This window comes from Pseudoalteromonas sp. BSi20429, from assembly GCF_000238895.1.
In the GTDB taxonomy this organism is placed as follows: domain Bacteria; phylum Pseudomonadota; class Gammaproteobacteria; order Enterobacterales; family Alteromonadaceae; genus Pseudoalteromonas; species Pseudoalteromonas arctica.
The window spans coordinates 1-19,027 of record NZ_BADV01000009.1 but is presented as its reverse complement, the minus strand read 5'-3'; the positions used below and the strand labels follow the sequence as shown (position 1 = coordinate 19,027).

The following is a 19,027-nucleotide window of genomic DNA, read 5'->3' as shown; positions in this document are numbered from 1 at the left end:
GGTATTAGACGAGTTCAGTAATACAACACAGAGTGGGTTCTATTAATGAACTCGTCTAATAGGGGATTATTCTTGGATTTTTCTAAACGTATTTACAACCCACTTCGCAAATAAATCAAGCGGGTGATTAGGCGCGCTTGATTCGTGCTGCACTAAATAGTATTTATCTTTAGTTGTTAAAGGCTGCTCGAATAATTTATAAAGCCATTGCTCATCTAACCAGCTTTGACTAATAGGCAGTGGAATAAGCGCAATGCCCATGCCTTGCTGCGCTGCACGCGCTACACCAAACATGCTATCTATTTGAATAATCTGCGAAGGAGAAAAGTCATCAATACCCGCTTTTTCGGCCCACTGGTGCCATGCCCAAGGGCGCGCTTTGTGGAGGATCAGCGGAACTTGGTTAAGCGCTTGACGATGATCGTCCCTCCATTGATCGAGCAATTTTTTATTACATGCAGGAATATATTCAAGGTTAAACAACTCTGTTGCTAATCCTTCTGTAGGTTTACCAGAGGACAATACAATAGATAAATCGCTATGACGCGTTAACTCTTTGCGTGTTTTAAGCGTGTCCATTTGCAGGTTTATATTAGGGTGCTCTGACGTCCACTCACTTAATTTAGGCATGAGTAGCTCGCTGGCAAAAAACTCAGGCAACGTAATTGTCAAATTTGTATTTTGCTGCATCTGACTAAACTCGTTAATGGTGCCCTCTAACATTGTGATGATAGGAGACACTGCATCAAAAAAGTTTTTACCCGCTGTGGTTAAGCTAATTGAACGCGTTTTACGTTGAAAAAGTTCAATACCAAGTTGTTCTTCAAGTTGTTTTATTTGATGACTTACCGCAGACGGCGTTAAGTACAGCTCATTAGCTGCATGCTTAAAACTTAGGCTTCTTGCGGCAAAGCAAAAAGAGCGAAGGCCACGAATAGGAGTTTGCATGTTTTCCAGAATTATTTAATTTATTGAGACGCCTTACTTAGGCAAAATTTGAACCAACTATTTAATATATAAATATCAGTAGGTTAAAAATAAATTTAACGCTAGTTCACAAAAAAGGTGCAGACTATCCACAAAATAGTGCAAAGAATCTAAGCGCTTACATTTAATTTATATTTGTATTATAGATAAAATTTACTACAGATGTATGAATGACGGTAAAAATAATGGCAAAAGATAAAAAAAATCCCTCGTGAGAGGGATTTTGGGTAACTCAGCGCCATTGGCACTGGGAATGAGGTCGGTACAGGGTAAAGCGTTATTTTAAGTTAACTTATTAAAAGTTACTAAAAAACCATTTCTGGTACTTCACCGTCAACAAGTAATTTACCTGCTGTTTTACTAATGATTTCATCAACAGTTACGCCCGGAGCGCGTTCTAATAAATGAAATGCGCCGTCTTTAACTTCTAGTACGGCTAAATCTGTCACTATTTTTTTAACGCAATTAACGCCAGTAAGCGGTAAAGAGCAGGCTTCTAATAGTTTAGAGTCACCATGCTTACTTGCATGGGTCATAGTAACAATAATATTTTTCGCGCCAGCGACTAAATCCATCGCGCCACCCATGCCTTTAATCAGCTTTTTAGGGATCATCCACGATGCGATGTTGCCGTTCTGGTCAACTTCAAATGCACCCAGAACAGTTAAGTCTACATGACCACCCCGTATCATGGCAAAACTATCTGCACTATTAAATATGGCTGCACCTTTAGCTGCTGTCACGGTTTCTTTACCCGCGTTAATCATATCGGCATCTAGCTCTGCTTTAGTAGGGTACGGGCCCATGCCTAAAAGGCCATTTTCGGACTGTAACATAACTTCAATATCATCCGGTACATAGTTTGCGACGAGTGTCGGAATTCCTATGCCCAAATTTACGTAGTAACCGTCTTGAAGTTCTTGTGCAACGCGCATTGCAACTTGTTCACGTGATAATGCCATAATTATGCTCCTGCTTAATCTCGTGTTGTTACACGTTCAATGCGTTTTTCAAAGTTGCCTTTAATAACGCGATTTACAAAAATACCTGGGGTATGAATTTGGCTTGGTTCAAGCTCGCCCGGCTCTACAATTTCTTCTACTTCGGCAACGGTAATTTTACCAGCCGTTGCTGCCATTGGATTAAAGTTCATGGCGGTGTGTCTAAATACTAAATTACCGTATCGATCGGCTTTCCATGCTTTTACTATGGCAAACTCACCTGTTATAGACTCTTCTAAAATATACGGACGACCATTAAATTCTTTTACGTCTTTACCCTCAGCCACAGGAGTACCGTAACCGGTAGCGGTGTAAAACGCAGGTATACCCGCGCCGCCAGCTCGCATTTTTTCAGCAAGAGTGCCTTGAGGTGTAAGCTCTACGTCAATTTCACCACTTAATAACTGCTGCTCAAATAGGGCGTTTTCGCCAACGTACGAGGCAATTACTTTTTTAATTTGTTTGTCTTGTAATAAAATACCCAAACCAAAGTCATCAACACCACAGTTATTAGATACTACAGTTAAGTTTTTTGTTTGCATGTGCTTAATTTGTTTAATTAAGCCCTCAGGAATACCACATAAACCAAAACCACCGGCAATAATGGTATCGCCGTCTTTTAATCCTTCCATTGCAGCTTCGTAGCTATAAACTACCTTATCAAAACCGGCCATGAGTCTCTCCTCATTGTGTGCTATTTGTTGTTAACTATCTTGAATCATCATTTCATAAGATAGCTATTTAACCTGAACTCTGGTTAATAGATTTACTAACATATGAATCAGGGTGATATTTAAATTTATTTTCTCTAGCCAGAGATTTTCAGTGAAAACAAGGCGAATTTACGCGTCAATAGCTGGCCTATTGCAAGTAAATTCAACGTAGTTAGTGCTGAAAATAGCTGCTCGAGATAGATTTATTATCCAGAGCTCAGGTTATTTTGTGTGTAGTGCCACAGATACTTTGCTCACAGGTTGCTTACCAAGTGCTTTGGTTATCTCCCATCCAGCGTCACTTAACCTTTGTAAATCAATTCCGTGCTCAATGCCAAGCCCTTGGAGCAAGTAAACTACATCTTCGGTGGCAACATTTCCTGACGCACCCTTAGCATAAGGACAGCCACCAAGGCCTGCAACTGCCGCGTCAACCGTTGCTATACCTAGGCTTAAGGCTGCGTAAATATTTGTAAGCGCTTGACCGTAAGTATCATGAAAATGCACGGCCAGCTTGGTTTTATCAATGTGCGTTAAAAGTAACTCGATTAATTGCGTTACTTTTTTAGCGGTGCCAACACCAATGGTATCGCCAAGGCTTACTTCGTAACACCCTAAATCTAACAGCTTTTGCGATACACTCAGTACTGCTTGTGGGTCAATTTCACCCTCATAAGGGCAACCTAGCACACAGCTTACATAACCACGTACGCGGATATTATTCGCTTTAGCAAACGCCATTACTACGCTAAAACGTTCAATACTTTCATCTATTGAGCAATTTATGTTTTTTTGACAAAACGACTCACTCGCAGCGGTAAATATAGCAAACTCTTTAATGCCAACAGCATGCGCTGCTTGTGCACCTTTTAAGTTAGGTGTAAGGGCACTTAAATTTACATCGGGTAAATTAAGGGCTGATATTACATCAGCTGAGTCTGCCATTTGCGGCACCCATTTAGGGGAGACAAACGCGCCAGCTTCAATATCTTTTAAACCTGCAGCACTTAGGGCGTTAATAAGTGCTACTTTATCGGCTGTGCTTACTGTTTTTTCGTTTTGTAGGCCGTCTCGCGCTCCAACTTCAACAATACGTACTTTACTTGGAAAGGCACTCATTATGCACCTTCCTCTGTTGTATCTTCTACTATAGCAAGCAGAGCGCCATGCGTTACCAATTCACCTTCACCAAAACAATAGCTTTTTAAAATGCCGTCATGCGGTGCGTTAAGCGTGTATTCCATTTTCATGGCTTCAATAATAACAACCGCATCACCTTTGGTAATTGTGCTACCAATGTCAATTAAGTGCTTAACTACCGTGCCATTAAGTGGCGCGGCAAGTGGCAGAGCTTCGCTTTCGTGCGAACTAATATAATGTTTATCAACTAGTTCAAGCTTAGTTTGCAGTGCTTTATTCATAACAGTGACAATATTGCTCACGGTATTATTGCCAACAGTATTATTACTTACCGTAGTTACGTGCGCGGTATGTTTTTCGCCGTTAATAAATACACTGCAAAGACCACTATTTAATGTGCCTTGTAGGTTAAATACATGCTCGTTATGCGTAATACTATAGCCCGCTGTGGTTTTTATAGCGCTTAGCTGTAAATCAGCAAAAGGGATTTTAATTGCTTGCGGAGCATTGAGTGTGAAACCGCTTAGTTGTTGCCAAGGGCTTGCACTGTTTGGCGCATTTTGGGTGTTAGTTAACGATTCTAAATAGGCAAAAGCACCAATAAGTTGGCTTGCTTGTAATAACGATTTATCAACCGCAACTAACGAGTCGCCTTGCTCTGCAATAAAGTGTGTACTTGGCGCACCTTGTTTAAACGTAGGGTGGCTTGCTAAGTTATGTAAAAAGCCAATGTTAGTGCTAAAACCCGCTAAATGAAATTGCTCAAGGGCGTGTTGTAAGCGGCTCAAGGCTTGTTCGCGATTGTCGTCGTGCACAATAAGTTTTGCAATCATCGGATCGTAAAACGGGCTAATTTCGTCGCCTTGTGCAATGCCTGTATCAATGCGTACAAATTCGCTGTTAAGCGGTGTATATAGCGCTTCAATAGTGCCCGAGCACGGGATAAAGTCGTTAGCTGGATCTTCTGCGTATATACGTGCTTCAAAGCTATGACCCTGCAATTGAATATCACTTTGTGTCAGTGGCAGTGTTTGCCCACCCGCAATATTAATTTGCCAATTAACTAAATCTACACCGGTAACCATTTCGGTCACAGGGTGCTCTACTTGAAGGCGCGTATTCATTTCCATAAAGAAAAATTCATCGCCACACAGTAAAAACTCAACTGTACCTGCGCCTCTATAATTTATAGCCAGTGCACAACGTACAGCTGCTTCGCCCATTTCTTTGCGTAGCTCGTCAGATAAACCCGGAGCAGGGGCTTCTTCAATTACTTTTTGATGACGGCGTTGCAAAGAACAATCACGATCGCCTAAATAAACACAGTTGCCATGGTTATCCGCAAATACTTGCACTTCTACATGGCGAGGCTGGTTTACGTAACGCTCAAGCAATACTAAATCGTTACCAAAACCGGCAATGGCTTCACGTTGCGCACCTTGTAATGCGCTCATAAAGTCTTTTGCTTTTTGTACAACGCGCATGCCTTTACCACCGCCACCAAAGGCGGCTTTAATTAGTACAGGGTAGCCAATTTTTTCAGCTTCACTTTGTAAAAAAACAGGGTCTTGTTTATCACCATAATAACCAGGTACTAATGGCACATTAGCAGCTGCCATTATTTCTTTAGAGCGGGTTTTAGACCCCATTGCTTCAATGCTACTTGCTGGTGGTCCTATAAAAGCAATGTTATTAGCTTCGCAGGCTTTAGCAAATTCGCTGTTCTCAGATAAAAAACCATAGCCTGGGTGAATACAATCAGCGCCGCAGTCTTTGGCAACTTGTAAAATTTTGTCTGCCACCAAATACGAATCTTTACTTGGTGCGGCACCAATATGGTAAGCCTCGTCAGCCATTTTTACGTGCTGGGCATGTTTGTCTGCATCAGAATAAACCGCGACCGTGGTTAAGCCCATTTGTTTTGCGCTGCGCATCACTCGACACGCAATTTCTCCACGATTGGCAATCAGTATTTTTTGTAATCGTTGTGTGTTCATAATTAATCCTACAGTTGCCAAGCGGGTGGGCGTTTATCAAAAAAAGCAGTTAGCCCTTCTTGACCTTCTTCAGATACGCGAATTTTTGCAATACGCTCAGCAGTAAGCTCAATGAGTTCATCGGTAATTTCTTTATTTGCTACATCGTTAATTAATGCTTTTGCGGCTTTTACTGCAATAGGTCCGTTATCAATCAGTGTTTGCAACATATTATCGAGGGCACAGTCTAAATTACCGGTTACTTGATGAATTAAACCAAGTTGTTTAGCAGTGTGTGCATCAAACACTTCAGCCGTTAAAAAGTATCTGCGAGCAGCGCGCTCACCAATGGCTTTAATTACATACGGGCTAATAACAGCAGGAATAAGACCAAGCTTTACTTCGCTTAAACAAAATTGCGCATCGTCTTTACTAAGGGCTATATCGCAACAGGCTATTAAGCCCAGAGCACCACCAAAAGCAGCACCTTGCACAGCGCAAATTGTAGGGTGAAGGGATCTTGCTAATACCTGCATTAATTTAGCTAATTGCATTGAATCAGCCAAGTTATCTGCGTAGCTGTTATCCGCCATCGACTTCATCCAGGCTAAATCGGCACCTGCTGAAAAGTGTTTACCCTCTGTTTTTAAAACCAGGGCACGAATATCAAGCGTATTTGCATGTTCAATACACTGGATCAGCTCATGTATTACTTCGCTGTTAAATGCGTTTCTTTTTTCTGGGCGACTTAACACAAGTACAGCCACATTAGATTTTGTTATTTGTAGTGTTACTGACATTTTGCGCTCCGGTTACATTCTAAATACGCCAAATTTCGAATCACGTTTTGGTGCGTTATTCGCAGCTGTTAACGCAAGACCTAATACATTACGCGTGTCAGCAGGGTCTATAATACCGTCATCCCACAAGCGTGCGCTGGCGTAATACGGATGACCTTGCTCTTCGTACTGGTCAATAATTGGCTTTTTAAAGTCACTGACTTCTTGCTCGCTCATGCTTTGACCTTTGCGTGCTAAACCATCTTGTTTAACTTGGGCCATTACACCCGCTGCTTGCTCGCCGCCCATTACCGAAATACGGGCATTAGGCCACATCCACATCATGGTTGGTTCAAATGCACGGCCACACATTCCGTAGTTACCTGCGCCGTAAGAGCCGCCAATAAGTACTGTAAATTTAGGCACATCAGCACACGAAACCGCCATCACCATTTTAGCGCCGTGCTTTGCAATGCCTTCGGCTTCGTATTTTTTACCCACCATAAAGCCGGTAATATTTTGTAAAAACACTAAAGGAATATTGCGCTGAGCACACAGCTGAATAAAGTGCGCGCCTTTTTGCGCCGACTCACTAAATAAAATACCGTTATTAGCCACTATGCCAACAGGATTGCCATAAATACTGGCAAAACCGGTGACTAACGTTTCACCAAAATAGCGTTTAAATTCATCAAATGATGAGTCATCTACAGTGCGCGCTATTACTTCGCGTACATCAAACGGCTTTTTAAGATCGGTGCCTACAATGCCGTAAAGCTCGTTAATATCATAACGAGGTGGTTTTACATCCTCTAGAAGAGGGGCGGTCGGACGTGTGAAGTTAATACGTTCTATACATTGGCGCGCAATAGAAAGCGCATGAGCATCGTTTTCAGCGTAGTGATCGGCAACACCCGACACTTTACAGTGCACATCGGCACCGCCTAGTTCTTCGGCTGTTACTTCTTCGCCTGTTGCTGCTTTTACAAGCGGCGGACCTGCTAAAAATATAGTGCCTTGATCTTTTACAATAATGCTTTCATCGGCCATAGCAGGTACGTACGCACCACCTGCGGTACATAACCCCATTACCACGGCAATTTGTGGAATTCCTTTACCCGACATACGGGCTTGATTGTAAAAAATACGACCAAAATGCAACTTGTCCGGAAATACATCGTCTTGCTCAGGCAAGTTAGCACCGCCCGAATCAACAAGATAAATACACGGTAAGTGGCAGCGCTCTGCGATGTCTTGTGCGCGTAAATGCTTTTTAACGGTAAGCGGAAAATACGTACCGCCTTTAACCGTGGCATCGTTTGCAATAATCATGCATTCAATGCCTTTAACACGGCCTATACCGGCTACAACACCGGCGCACGGTATTGCTTGTTCGTACACACCAAAGGCAGCAAATTGCGATATTTCTAAAAACGGTGAGCCTTCGTCAATTAACGTACTTATACGGTCGCGTACAAATAATTTACCACGGCCTTCGTGGCGCTCCTTTAATGCAGCGCCTCCGCCTTGGCTAATTGTTGCTACTTTACTGCGTAAATCATCCACCAGCGCCGACATGTTTTTATGGTTTTGAACAAACGTTGGATCGTGAGGATTAACGCTCGATTTTAAAATCGTCATGGTTTAATCCTTAACGGCTTTCAGTGAAAAGTTCGCGGCCAATAAGCATGCGGCGTATTTCTGATGTACCTGCACCAATTTCGTATAATTTAGCATCACGAAGCAGGCGGCCTGTTGCGTATTCGTTTATGTAGCCATTTCCGCCTAAAATTTGAATCGCATCAAGCGCCATCTTAGTCGCAAGCTCTGCGGCATATAAAATGGCACCGGCAGCATCTTTACGGGTTGTTTCACCACGGTCACAAGAGCGAGCTACCGTATACACATATGAGCGCGCAGCATTCATTTGTGTATACATGTCGGCTACTTTGCCCTGAATTAACTGAAATTGACCAATAGGAGTGTCAAACTGTTTACGCTCATGAATGTACGGTACTACTATATCCATACACGCTTGCATTATGCCAAGCGGGCCTGCTGCAAGCACTACGCGTTCGTAATCAAGGCCACTCATAAGTACTTTAACGCCTTCGTTTAAGTTACCTAAAATGTTTTCCTCGGGTACTTCACAGTTTTCAAATACTAGCTCACAGGTGTTTGAGCCACGCATGCCCAGTTTGTCGAGTTTTTGCGCCGTAGAAAAACCAGGAAAGTTGCTCTCAACAATAAACGCGGTAATGCCTTTAGCGCCGGCGTTTAAATCTGTTTTAGCGTAAATAACGAGTGTGTGTGCATCGGGGCCATTGGTGATCCACATTTTGTTGCCATTTAAAATGTACTTATCGCCTTTTTTTTCGGCTTTAAGTTTCATCGATACAACGTCAGAGCCCGCATTAGGCTCGCTCATTGCAAGAGCACCAATATGCTCACCACTAATAAGCTTAGGTAAGTATTTTTCTTTTTGAGCTTGTGTACCGTTACGGTTAATTTGATTAACACACAGGTTTGAATGTGCTCCATAGCTTAAACCTATAGAGGCACTGGCACGGCTAATCTCTTCCATAGCAATAACATGTTCTAAGTAACCTAAACCGGCGCCGCCAAGTTCTTCAGATACGGTCATACCCAGTACGCCCATTTCGCCCATTTGAGCCCAAAGTTGATTTGGGAAAGCGTTATCTAAATCAGTTTTTTCAGCAAGCGGGGCAATCTCCTGACTCGCAAAACTATTTACGTGGTCGCGGATCATATTGGCGGTTTCGCCAAGGCCAAAGTTCATTTCTTTATATAGTGAAATAGTGCTCATGATTCATTCCTGTGTGACGTGTGTGTTGTCAGTGTGTTGTTATTTTAAAATAAACTTACTCGTCTATTTTATTAAGCGTGTCTCTGCAGCGGCGCTCGGCCGTCACCAACTCCATAAGAACAACTTTAATGTCGTCCATTTGTTGAGATAGGTCAGACTTTTTATCGGCAATTAAATCAAGCATGGTAACCAGCTGCTTAGCACTCGACTTATCAGCGTCGTACAGTTCAAACAAACGGCCTGTTTCAGCAAGCGTAAAGCCCAATCGTTTACCACGTAATATTAGTTTTAAACGCACTTTGTCGCGTTTTGAATAAATACGTGTTTGACCATTACGCTCTGGGGTTATTAACCCTTGATCTTCGTAAAAGCGAATAGAGCGGGTTGTAATGTCAAATTCTTTAGCGAGTTCGCTAATGCTAAATGTTTGTTCATTACTAGCCGGCATTTTGGCTGAGCTTGCAAAGTTTGTTTGATTATCTGGTTTCATAATTGTATTTACCTCATTCGAATAACTCCAATATAAGTGAAGTTTACGTAAAGGTAAAGCTTGGTGTGTTTTGAAACTATTTATAAAGGAGTGTTGGCGCGAAGAGTTAACTTATTTTATTAATTTTCAGTAGGTTAATTTTATTTCCTCAGTGTGGCCTAACAGCTGGAAAATAATGCTTACACTTATAAAACTAAAAATTAAGCTGTTTTTAGTTGACGTTGGCGTAAACGTTAGTATTGTGTATGGGTGTTAAATAATAAATGAATACTAAATTAATAGAGCAAATATACTAACAATTATTTGCATTAAATTACAACGGAGTTAGTTATGACTTTAGAATCAGTGGTAATTGTAGCAGCAAAACGCACCCCAATGGGTGGATTTATGGGAGCGTTAAGTGATGCGCAGTCTACCGAGCTTGGCGCTACCGCCATTGCCAGCGCACTTGCACAAACTGGTTTAGCTAATAACGCTATAGATGAAGTAATTATGGGTTGTGTATTACCAGCGGGCCTTGGGCAAGCGCCTGCACGCCAAGCAATGTTAAAAGCAGGGCTTGCACTTAGCACTGGCGCTACAACAATTAATAAAGTGTGCGGATCTGGTTTAAAAGCAGCCATGCTTGCAAACGATTTAATTAAAGCCGGCTCTATTCAATCTGCTATTGCTGGTGGCATGGAAAGCATGACAAATGCACCATACTTTATTCCAAAAGCGCGTGGCGGAATGCGTATGGGTCACGGCGAAATAAAAGATCACATGATGAGCGACGGCCTTGAAGATGCTTACGACAACAAAGCTATGGGTTGTTTTGCACAAGACACCGCCGACGAATACGGCATTGGCCGCGAGCAAATGGATGCGTTTGCATTAGGCTCATTAAGTAAAGCTAAAGCAGCAATACAAAATGGCAGTTTTGATAACGAAGTTGCCCCGCACACAATGCAAACACGCAAAGGCGATGTAACAGTTTCGATTGACGAGCAACCAGGTAACGCCCGCCCAGAAAAAATTCCAAGCCTACGTGCAGCCTTTAAAAAAGACGGCACCATTACAGCCGCTAATTCATCGTCAATTTCAGACGGTGGCGCAGCGCTTATATTAATGAGCGAATCAAAAGCAAAAGAGCAGGGTTTAACACCGCTTTGTAAAATTGTAGCGCACAGTACTCACTCTCAAAAACCAAGTGAATTTACAGTAGCGCCAGTAGGTGCAATAAGCAGCGTGCTTGAAAAAGCAGGCTGGGCTGTAAACGACGTTGACCTTTGGGAAATTAACGAAGCATTTGCCATGGTAACCATGCTGGCTATTAACGAGTTAAAACTTGATGAAAGCAAAGTAAACGTTAACGGCGGTGCATGTGCACTTGGCCACCCAATTGGTGCAAGCGGCGCGCGTATTTTAGTAACGCTTATTCATGCCCTTAAAAACCGAGGCCTTAAAAAAGGCATTGCGTCTTTATGTATTGGTGGCGGTGAAGCGGTTGCTATGGCCGTAGAAGCGTATTAACTAGGTATTAAGCAGTTATAAGAAAGCTATACGAATAACTATAAAAGCGCTGCACTAATAATACTAACAAAGCGGCGCTACCAATTTTAAAAGAGAACACACAACTCACACACTAGGATTTAATCATGCACCAAGTACCACTACTTATTAATGGCGAATTTATTCAATCAGCGTCTAAAGAGCTTATCGATGTTATAAACCCAGCAACTCAAGAAGTACTTGCACAAGTGCCATGTACCACCGAGTCAGAAATGGGCGCGGCAATTGCCTCAGCCTCTGAGACGTTTAAAACATGGAAAGACATACCCATTACTGAACGTGCTCGTATTATGATGAAGTACGCTGCGCTATTAAAAGAACATCACGATGAGCTTGCTACCATTATTTGCCACGAATTGGGTAAAACGTTTGAAGATGCAAAAGGCGATGTTTGGCGTGGTATTGAAGTAGTAGAACAAGCCGCTAACGCGCCATCATTAATGATGGGTGAAACAATGGAAAACGTAGCGCGTAAAATCGATACGTATTCTTACATGCAGCCACTTGGCGTGTGTGCGGGCGTAACACCATTTAACTTCCCTGCAATGATCCCACTTTGGATGTTCCCGCTGGCTATTGTGTGTGGTAACACCTTTATTTTAAAACCGTCTGAGCAAGATCCACTTACACCAATGCGTTTAGCAGAGCTATTTATTGAAGCCGGCGCACCAAAAGGCGTATTACAAGTTGTTCACGGTACAAAACCACAAGTAGACCGCCTATTAGAAGATAAAGCAGTGCGTGCTATTTCGTTTGTTGGCTCGTGTGGTGTAGGTGCTTATATTTATTCTAAAGGCACGCAAAACCTTAAACGTGTGCAAGCGTGTGTTGGTGCTAAAAACCACATGGTTATTATGCCTGATGCAAGTAAATCGCATGTTGTAAACAACCTAGTAGGCGCATCAGTAGGTGCTGCTGGTCAACGTTGTATGGGTATTTCGGTTGCTGTATTTGTAGGTCAAGCAAGTCAGTGGGTAGATGAAATTAAAGCAGGCTTTGAAAATGTACGCCCAGGCGTGTGGGATGATGCAAACGCGGCATACGGTCCACAAACATCAAAAGCAGCAAAAGCACGTATTTTATCACTCATTGCCGGTGGTAAAGAGCAAGGCGCTACCTGTTTAATTGATGGTTCTGACTTTACGGTTGAAGGGTATGAGCAAGGTAACTGGGTTGGCCCAACGTTATTTACCGATGTAACCAAAGAGATGGATTTATACAAAGAAGAAATATTCGGCCCAGTACTAGCGTGTATGTTTGTAGACACGCTTGAAGAGGCAATCGCACTTATTAACGACAGCCCTTACGGTAACGGCACCTCGTTATTTACGTCAAGCGGCGCAGTGGCTCGTAAATTCCAACACGAAATTGAAGTAGGCCAAGTAGGTATTAATGTGCCAATTCCGGTGCCACTTCCGTTCTTTTCGTTCACTGGTTGGAAAGGCTCGTTTTACGGCGATACACACACTTACGGTAAACAAGGTATTCGTTTTTACACAGAAACTAAAACGATTACCTCACGTTGGTTTGAAGACGACATTGCGTCGGGTCCAAATATGAGCATTAACTTAAAATAATCGTAATTAAAAAATGAGTAAATAAAAGAATAATTAATAAAAAAGATGGGCGCGAAGGCTACTTCACACACAACACACATAAGCCTTCGCCGCTCGTCACAAACTACTCCCGTGACGGGAAACACTAACAACACAACTTACACAATTAAAGAGGTCTAACATGGACTTTAACTTATCTGAAGATCAACAAGCCTTTGCGCAAACTGCACGCCAATTTGCCGAGTCAGAACTTGCCCCCTATGCAGCAAAGTGGGATCGCGAACATATTTTTCCTAAAGACACGATTAAAGCAGCAGGCGAGCTTGGTTTTTGTGGTTTATACACGCCAGAGGAAGCGGGCGGCCTTGGTTTATCTCGTTTAGATTCGAGCATTATTTTTGAGCAGCTTGCTATGGGCTGTACCGCAACAACGGCCATGTTAACCATTCATAATATGGCTACCTGGATGGTAGCAAGTTTTGGTACCGATGCAGTTAAAGACAAATACGTAGAGCAATTGGTAATGGGCGAGTTACTTGCCTCTTATTGTTTGACAGAGCCAGGGTCGGGTTCAGACGCCGCATCACTTAAAACAAAAGCCGTGCTTGAGGGTGATGAGTACGTTATTAACGGCTCAAAAATGTTTATATCGGGCGCGGGCGAAACCGAAGTATTAGTTGTAATGGCACGTACAGGCGGCGAAGGTGCTGCGGGTATTTCGGCATTTGTAGTGCCTGCCGACGCAAAAGGCGTTGAATACGGCAAAGCAGAAGAAAAAATGGGTTGGAATGCACAACCAACACGCCTAATCAGCTTTGAAGATGTACGCATTCCTGCACATAACTTATTAGGCGCAGAGGGCGAAGGCTTTAAATTTGCGATGCAAGGTCTTGATGGCGGTCGAATTAACATTGCCACATGTTCAATTGGTACAGCGCAAGCGGCGCTTAATACCGCCCGTGAATATTTAAAAGAACGCACCCAATTTGGTAAACCATTGGCTGCGTTTCAAGCATTGCAATTTAAAATTGCCGATATGAACACCGAGCTTGTAGCTGCGCGCCAAATGGTTAGGCTTGCTGCATTTAAACTTGATAATAACGACGTTGAAAAAACCACTTACTGCGCCATGGCTAAACGTTTTGCTACCGATGTTGGCTTTACCGTGTGTAACGACGCACTGCAAATTCATGGTGGTTACGGTTACATAAAAGAATACCCGCTTGAGCGCCATGTACGTGATGTACGCGTTCATCAAATTTTAGAAGGCACTAACGAGATTATGCGTGTAATAATTGCGCGCCGTATTTTAGCTGAGTCTGCAAACGACGTTTTATAAGGAGCAATGTATGTCAGAATCTAAATCTAATCCGAGTATTGAACTTACAATCGAAGGTCATGTTGCTATTTTAACGATGTCTAATCCGCCAGCAAACACCTGGACAAAAGACACCTTAGTTGATTTAAAAAATACCGTTAATGAGCTTAATAATAATAAAAATATTTATGCATTAGTACTGACTGGCGAAGGCGAGAAGTTTTTTAGCGCGGGTGCCGATCTAAACGTATTTGCATGTGGCGATAAAGGCGTAGCCGCCGATATATCGCGTGTATTTGGTGAAGCATTTGAAGCGCTTACTAATTTTAGAGGCGTGTCGGTTGCTGCCATAAACGGCTATGCAATGGGCGGCGGTTTAGAGGTGGCACTTGCGTGCGACGTACGTATAGCGGAAGAGCAAGCACAAATGGCGCTCCCCGAAGCTAAAGTAGGTTTATTACCCTGTGCTGGTGGCACACAAAATTTAGCATGGCTTGTAGGCGAAGGCTGGGCAAAACGCATGATTTTATGCGGCGAGCGCTTAAAAGCCGATAAAGCCCTGCAAATTGGCTTAGTAGAAGAAGTAGTACCGCAGGGCGAAAGCTTTGCGGCAGCATTAAAACTAGCTAATCAAGTAAGCGAGCAAAGCCCTACCTCAGTCGCTGCGTGTAAAACATTGATTCAAAAAGGGCGCCATCAACCAATGGCAAGTGTATTGCCTCTTGAGCGCGAGTTATTTGTTGGTTTATTTGATACCGAAGATCAACAAGAGGGCGTAAATGCCTTTTTAGAAAAACGCCGCGCTAACTGGGTAAACGGCTAATGAGTGCTTTAACATCATTAAATAGCGCCGATGAGCCCGTGATATTTGAAACCGCAACCGCAGAAAATGGCAGTTTAATTGGGCTTATTACACTCAATGCGCCAAAAGCCTTAAATGCACTTAATTTTGAGATGATCAAATTACTTGAACCGCAATTGCGAGCTTGGAATGACGATGATGCTATTGCAATGGTGTTGTTAAAAGGGGCAGGCGATAAAGCATTTTGTGCAGGCGGCGATGTTGTAAGCCTTCATCATGCAATGGCGCAAGGTAAACCAACAAGCCTAGTTGAAGAATTTTTTACGCTAGAGTACAAGCTTGATTACCTTATTCATACCTTTGATAAACCTATCCTCGTTTGGGGTAACGGCATAGTAATGGGCGGCGGTTTAGGGCTAATGGCCGGTGCTAGCCACCGCGTTGTAACGGAAACATCACGCATTGCCATGCCAGAGCAAACCATAGGTTTATACCCTGATGTAGGCGGCAGTTACTTTTTACATAAAATGCCACAAAGTGTTGGGTTATTTTTAGGGCTAACGTCGGCATCAATTAACTGTGACGACGCGCGTTTTGTATCGCTTGCCGATCACTTTATCGACAGCACTAAATATGATTCCATGCTTGCGCAAATTTTAGCAGCTAAATGGGGCAAAACCGCAAGCTTAAATCATGAGCGTTTAACCGATTTACTCACCGGTTTAGACAACCAGTCGGCGCGTATGCCAAAAGGCAATGTAAAAGCTAATCTCAAAACGATTCAAAAGCTGGGTGAGTTTACAACTTTGCAGGAGCAAGTTGATTATATTTTAGGGCTAACCACTGACGATAAATGGCTACAACGCGCCCAAAAGTCACTAAAACAGGGATGCCCACTAAGCTGCGCACTCGTAAGTGAGCAATTAAAAACAAGTAAAGGCAAAAGCTTATTAACGTGTTTTAAAATGGAGCTGGGTATGTCGGTTCGTGCTGGCGAAGTAGGTGAGTTTCAAGAAGGCGTAAGAGCGTTATTAATAGATAAAGACGGCGCGCCTAATTGGCAATACAAAACACTAAGTGATGTCCCACAAACAATAATCGACAGCTTTTTTGCTAATCGCTTTGGCGAAAACCATCCACTCGATGGCTTAGACACGCCAATACACAAATAAAGGAAAGACGATGACTAAACTCAATATCGGTTTTATCGGCTTAGGTAATATGGGCGGCCCAATGGCGGCTAACTTAATTAAAGCTGGACATACTGTGAGTGTGTTCGATTTAAACCAGTCGGTCGTAAATGAACTTGCAAGCAAAGGCGCAAAAGCCGCAGTTGATGCAAAGCAGTGCGCAACCAATGCTGACGTACTTATTAGTATGTTACCTGCAGGCAAGCATGTTAAATCGCTGTATTTGGGTAATAACGACGACAGCGGTTTAATTAATGTGCTAAGCAAAAATACATTAGTAATTGATTGCTCAACAATAGATGCAGAATCAGCACGCACTGTAGGCAGCGCACTTGGCAAACAAGGCATAAGCTTTGTAGATGCACCGGTATCGGGCGGCGTTGCAGGCGCAACTGCAGGTACACTTACTTTTATTGTAGGCGGCGAAAAAGCCGCGTTCGATAAAGCAAATACAGTGCTGAGTGATATGGGTAAAAACATATTTCATGCAGGCGATATTGGCGCAGGGCAAGTAGCAAAAATATGTAATAACATGCTACTTAGTATTTTAATGGCAGGCACCAGTGAAGCACTGCAAATGGGTATTAATAACGGTCTCGATCCTAAAGTACTTAGCGACATTATGACCGCAAGTTCGGGCCGTAACTGGACGCTTGAACTTTACAACCCTTGCCCAGGTGTAATGGATACAGCCCCAGCAAGTAACGATTACAAACCTGGCTTTATGGTCGATTTAATGGCTAAAGATTTAGGCCTTGCCATGGAAGCCGCGCAGCAAAGTAATTCATCAACCCCTATGGGTTCAATGGCTAAAAATTTATACACTATGCTACAACACCAAGGTGCGGGTAGTGATGACTTTAGTGCCATTTTTAAACTGTTTTCTAAGTAGGAGCAACGCGTGGAAATTAAAAATAACACGGTAGTAATAACCGGTGGCGCACAAGGTTTAGGCTTTGCAATGGCGCAAAAGTTTGCACTTATGGGTGCAAACATTGCATTAATAGATATGGCACAAGACTTATTAAACAACGCATGCGAGCAACTTATGCAACTAATGCAGCTTGAAGGTGTAACTAGCAATATAAAAGGGTATGCAGCAAACGTAACAAATGAAAGCGAAGTAGAAAACGTATTTAATACCATTAACAGCGATTTTGGCCACATTGGTGTGCTTATAAATAACGCCGGTATTTTACGCGACGGCATGTTTATAAAGGCTAAAGACGGCAAAGTCGTTAAAAAAATGTCTCTTGAGCAATTTCAATCAGTGATTGATGTAAACCTGACCGGTGTATTTTTAGCAGGGCGGGAAGCTGCAAGCCACATGATTGAATCAGGCAAAGGCGGCGTTATAGTTAATATGTCGAGCGTAGCGCGCGCAGGTAACATAGGCCAAACAAACTACGCAGCATCAAAAGCAGGCGTAGTGGCACTTACCACCACATGGGCTAAAGAACTTGGTCGATTTGGTATACGCGTAGGCGCTATTGCACCAGGTGTAATAAGCACCGCCATGACCGACGCCATGAAGCCCGAAGCCAAACAACGTATGCTTGCAGTAACGCCAGTAGGGCGCTTAGGCGAAAGCGACGAAATTGCCCATACCGCACAATACATAATCGAAAACGACTTTTTTACCGGCCGCGTGGTTGAAATAGATGGCGGTATTCGTTTGTAAAACAAGCGGGATTAAGATTGATTTAAAAAGCATGGCGCTTGTGGGCTGTGCTTTTTTGTTTTAAATCGGGGAGATTTATAATCTTGAAAAGGACTGATAACGGCGTTGGAAATTTGTTGTGAAATTAGTTGCTCGTTTGCTCTTAATAAAACCTAATGAGAGTGGCTTTTTAATCACTTCTTTAAATAAAAAGCTCAACGCATTTAAGGCTTGTGTTTGAGTGTTAGGAGCAACATTTTGTTGGTTGACTAAACGAGTTTAAAAAAGCTAAAAAAAGTTCGACCTCATTATCTCCCATCGTTGTTGGGTGCCTCATAGAGTTAAATCGAATAAACGAAGCTATCCAGTATAAATACGCTTTAATAGTACTTTTAGTATAACGCTTTAGATACATTTGTTCGGCTATCATAGTTAAAAAAGATGATTTCATGATATGAATCTCTAGTAAAAGTTAACTGTATATATAGACAGTGCTTGTTGTTTTGTCCAATATTACTGATCTCCACCATTTCGGTGTATTTGTGCATTGATTAAAAATAATTTCCAGTTAACTAATTGTTTACAGGTGTTTATTTGATGGTTAAGATAAATGCACTGTAATATATGGATATTTGTCGGTTTATAAAACGACAAATGTCGTAGACAAAATTGTTAGGTGACTTTGGTGAAACTCTTTATTTCGGCGATTATCTGCTGGTTAAGTGTCACATTTATTCAGGTAACTGCGTTTCAGTGGGATGGAATAGATTTCACTTTAATAGAGTTGCCTAATTTGGTTTCACTTATTGGTATAACAAGTCTTTTTGTAGCCTTTTATATGCTGATTTTAGGCGGTAGCGTTCTTATAGTAATGAAAAAATTTAATTTATTAAATCGAGTTCATTACGTTAGTGCAGGTGTTATCTGTAGCTTACCCATGATTTTTTCAGGTGAAATCGAATGGCAGATTGCTGCTGTAGTTTCAGGGCTTTGTTCAGGTGTAATAATGTCCTCTATGGCAAATAAGCAAACAGTCA

At 42.4% G+C, this 19,027-nt stretch carries 17 protein-coding genes and 1 pseudogene; 8 read left to right on the top strand and 10 right to left on the bottom strand.

Annotated elements, in window-relative coordinates; translation table 11 throughout:
* Nucleotides 1-66: 66 nt before the first annotated feature.
* The 9 genes from P20429_RS17725 to P20429_RS17765 all read right to left on the bottom strand — a co-directional run bounded on the left by P20429_RS17725 (nucleotide 67) and on the right by P20429_RS17765 (nucleotide 9,913).
* Entirely contained in the window at nucleotides 67-948 is an 882-nt protein-coding gene (locus tag P20429_RS17725; protein WP_007580252.1) for a LysR family transcriptional regulator, read from the bottom strand.
* Between the two features lie 344 nt (nucleotides 949-1,292).
* Entirely contained in the window at nucleotides 1,293-1,949 is a 657-nt protein-coding gene (locus tag P20429_RS17730; protein ID WP_007580251.1) for a CoA transferase subunit B, read from the bottom strand.
* 14 nt (nucleotides 1,950-1,963) lie between these two features.
* The gene (locus P20429_RS17735) at nucleotides 1,964-2,662 is read right to left on the bottom strand and encodes a CoA transferase subunit A (protein ID WP_007580250.1); all 699 of its coding nucleotides are present in this window, start codon (nucleotides 2,660-2,662) and stop codon (nucleotides 1,964-1,966) included.
* A 261-nt stretch (nucleotides 2,663-2,923) separates the two neighbouring features.
* A complete protein-coding gene (locus P20429_RS17740) occupies nucleotides 2,924-3,820 on the bottom strand; it encodes a hydroxymethylglutaryl-CoA lyase (RefSeq protein WP_007580249.1) in 897 nt (298 codons plus the stop codon).
* Nucleotides 3,820-5,838 (bottom strand): acetyl/propionyl/methylcrotonyl-CoA carboxylase subunit alpha, encoded by a 2,019-nt coding sequence (locus P20429_RS17745; protein WP_007580248.1) that lies wholly within the window; start codon nucleotides 5,836-5,838, stop codon nucleotides 3,820-3,822. Before P20429_RS17745 ends, P20429_RS17740 begins: the two co-directional genes overlap by 1 nt.
* An 8-nt stretch (nucleotides 5,839-5,846) precedes the next feature.
* The gene (locus P20429_RS17750) at nucleotides 5,847-6,617 is read right to left on the bottom strand and encodes an enoyl-CoA hydratase/isomerase family protein (protein ID WP_007580247.1); all 771 of its coding nucleotides are present in this window, start codon (nucleotides 6,615-6,617) and stop codon (nucleotides 5,847-5,849) included.
* Nucleotides 6,618-6,629: 12 nt separating this feature from the next.
* Nucleotides 6,630-8,237, bottom strand: a complete 1,608-nt coding sequence (locus P20429_RS17755) for a carboxyl transferase domain-containing protein (protein ID WP_007580246.1) — start codon at nucleotides 8,235-8,237, stop codon at nucleotides 6,630-6,632.
* Nucleotides 8,238-8,247: 10 nt separating this feature from the next.
* A complete protein-coding gene (locus P20429_RS17760; RefSeq protein WP_007580244.1) occupies nucleotides 8,248-9,423 on the bottom strand; it encodes an isovaleryl-CoA dehydrogenase in 1,176 nt (391 codons plus the stop codon).
* Nucleotides 9,424-9,478: 55 nt separating this feature from the next.
* Entirely contained in the window at nucleotides 9,479-9,913 is a 435-nt protein-coding gene (locus tag P20429_RS17765) for a MerR family DNA-binding transcriptional regulator (RefSeq protein WP_007580242.1), read from the bottom strand.
* A gap of 330 nt (nucleotides 9,914-10,243) precedes the next feature.
* On the opposite strand from P20429_RS17765, the gene P20429_RS17770 reads away from it, so the two are divergent.
* The 7 genes from P20429_RS17770 to P20429_RS17800 all read left to right on the top strand — a co-directional run bounded on the left by P20429_RS17770 (nucleotide 10,244) and on the right by P20429_RS17800 (nucleotide 18,011).
* On the top strand, nucleotides 10,244-11,425 hold the full coding sequence (locus P20429_RS17770) for an acetyl-CoA C-acyltransferase (RefSeq protein WP_007580239.1): 1,182 nt from the start codon (nucleotides 10,244-10,246) through the stop codon (nucleotides 11,423-11,425).
* Between the two features lie 125 nt (nucleotides 11,426-11,550).
* A complete protein-coding gene (locus P20429_RS17775) occupies nucleotides 11,551-13,041 on the top strand; it encodes a CoA-acylating methylmalonate-semialdehyde dehydrogenase (protein WP_007580237.1) in 1,491 nt (496 codons plus the stop codon).
* Between the two features lie 160 nt (nucleotides 13,042-13,201).
* Nucleotides 13,202-14,359 carry an acyl-CoA dehydrogenase family protein gene (locus tag P20429_RS17780; protein ID WP_007580235.1) on the top strand — a complete coding sequence of 386 codons (1,158 nt, stop codon included), beginning with the start codon at nucleotides 13,202-13,204 and terminating at the stop codon, nucleotides 14,357-14,359.
* A 10-nt stretch (nucleotides 14,360-14,369) separates the two neighbouring features.
* Complete coding sequence (locus P20429_RS17785) at nucleotides 14,370-15,161, top strand: enoyl-CoA hydratase (RefSeq protein WP_007580233.1); 792 nt, start codon at nucleotides 14,370-14,372, stop codon at nucleotides 15,159-15,161.
* The gene (locus P20429_RS17790; protein WP_007580231.1) at nucleotides 15,161-16,312 is read left to right on the top strand and encodes an enoyl-CoA hydratase/isomerase family protein; all 1,152 of its coding nucleotides are present in this window, start codon (nucleotides 15,161-15,163) and stop codon (nucleotides 16,310-16,312) included. Before P20429_RS17785 ends, P20429_RS17790 begins: the two co-directional genes overlap by 1 nt.
* A 10-nt stretch (nucleotides 16,313-16,322) precedes the next feature.
* Nucleotides 16,323-17,222, top strand: coding sequence for a 3-hydroxyisobutyrate dehydrogenase (mmsB, locus tag P20429_RS17795; protein ID WP_002961865.1), 900 nt, complete (start codon nucleotides 16,323-16,325; stop codon nucleotides 17,220-17,222).
* A gap of 9 nt (nucleotides 17,223-17,231) precedes the next feature.
* Nucleotides 17,232-18,011, top strand: a complete 780-nt coding sequence (locus P20429_RS17800; protein ID WP_007580228.1) for an SDR family oxidoreductase — start codon at nucleotides 17,232-17,234, stop codon at nucleotides 18,009-18,011.
* A 126-nt stretch (nucleotides 18,012-18,137) separates the two neighbouring features.
* Here P20429_RS17800 and P20429_RS21010 read toward each other — a convergent pair.
* Nucleotides 18,138-18,441: pseudogene (locus P20429_RS21010) on the bottom strand (phage integrase N-terminal SAM-like domain-containing protein); the annotation flags it as partial.
* 234 nt (nucleotides 18,442-18,675) lie between these two features.
* On the opposite strand from P20429_RS21010, the gene P20429_RS19120 reads away from it, so the two are divergent.
* Nucleotides 18,676-19,027, top strand: a 352-nt coding sequence (locus P20429_RS19120) for a hypothetical protein (protein ID WP_033026244.1), incomplete at its 3' end; no start/stop codon positions are given.

Excerpts from the sequence above, each read along its gene's own strand:
- P20429_RS17750 (WP_007580247.1), bottom strand. The coding sequence starts at position 6,617 with ATGTCAGTAACACTACAAATAACAAAATCTAATGTGGCTGTACTTGTG.
- P20429_RS17745 (WP_007580248.1), bottom strand. The coding sequence starts at position 5,838 with ATGAACACACAACGATTACAAAAAATACTGATTGCCAATCGTGGAGAA.
- P20429_RS17775 (WP_007580237.1), top strand. The coding sequence starts at position 11,551 with ATGCACCAAGTACCACTACTTATTAATGGCGAATTTATTCAATCAGCG.
- mmsB (WP_002961865.1), top strand. The coding sequence starts at position 16,323 with ATGACTAAACTCAATATCGGTTTTATCGGCTTAGGTAATATGGGCGGC.
- P20429_RS17790 (WP_007580231.1), top strand. The coding sequence starts at position 15,161 with ATGAGTGCTTTAACATCATTAAATAGCGCCGATGAGCCCGTGATATTT.
- P20429_RS17780 (WP_007580235.1), top strand. The coding sequence starts at position 13,202 with ATGGACTTTAACTTATCTGAAGATCAACAAGCCTTTGCGCAAACTGCA.
- P20429_RS17785 (WP_007580233.1), top strand. The coding sequence starts at position 14,370 with ATGTCAGAATCTAAATCTAATCCGAGTATTGAACTTACAATCGAAGGT.
- P20429_RS17725 (WP_007580252.1), bottom strand. The coding sequence starts at position 948 with ATGCAAACTCCTATTCGTGGCCTTCGCTCTTTTTGCTTTGCCGCAAGA.
- P20429_RS17735 (WP_007580250.1), bottom strand. The coding sequence starts at position 2,662 with ATGGCCGGTTTTGATAAGGTAGTTTATAGCTACGAAGCTGCAATGGAA.
- P20429_RS17740 (WP_007580249.1), bottom strand. The coding sequence starts at position 3,820 with ATGAGTGCCTTTCCAAGTAAAGTACGTATTGTTGAAGTTGGAGCGCGA.
- P20429_RS17770 (WP_007580239.1), top strand. The coding sequence starts at position 10,244 with ATGACTTTAGAATCAGTGGTAATTGTAGCAGCAAAACGCACCCCAATG.
- P20429_RS17765 (WP_007580242.1), bottom strand. The coding sequence starts at position 9,913 with ATGAAACCAGATAATCAAACAAACTTTGCAAGCTCAGCCAAAATGCCG.
- P20429_RS17755 (WP_007580246.1), bottom strand. The coding sequence starts at position 8,237 with ATGACGATTTTAAAATCGAGCGTTAATCCTCACGATCCAACGTTTGTT.
- P20429_RS17760 (WP_007580244.1), bottom strand. The coding sequence starts at position 9,423 with ATGAGCACTATTTCACTATATAAAGAAATGAACTTTGGCCTTGGCGAA.
- P20429_RS17730 (WP_007580251.1), bottom strand. The coding sequence starts at position 1,949 with ATGGCATTATCACGTGAACAAGTTGCAATGCGCGTTGCACAAGAACTT.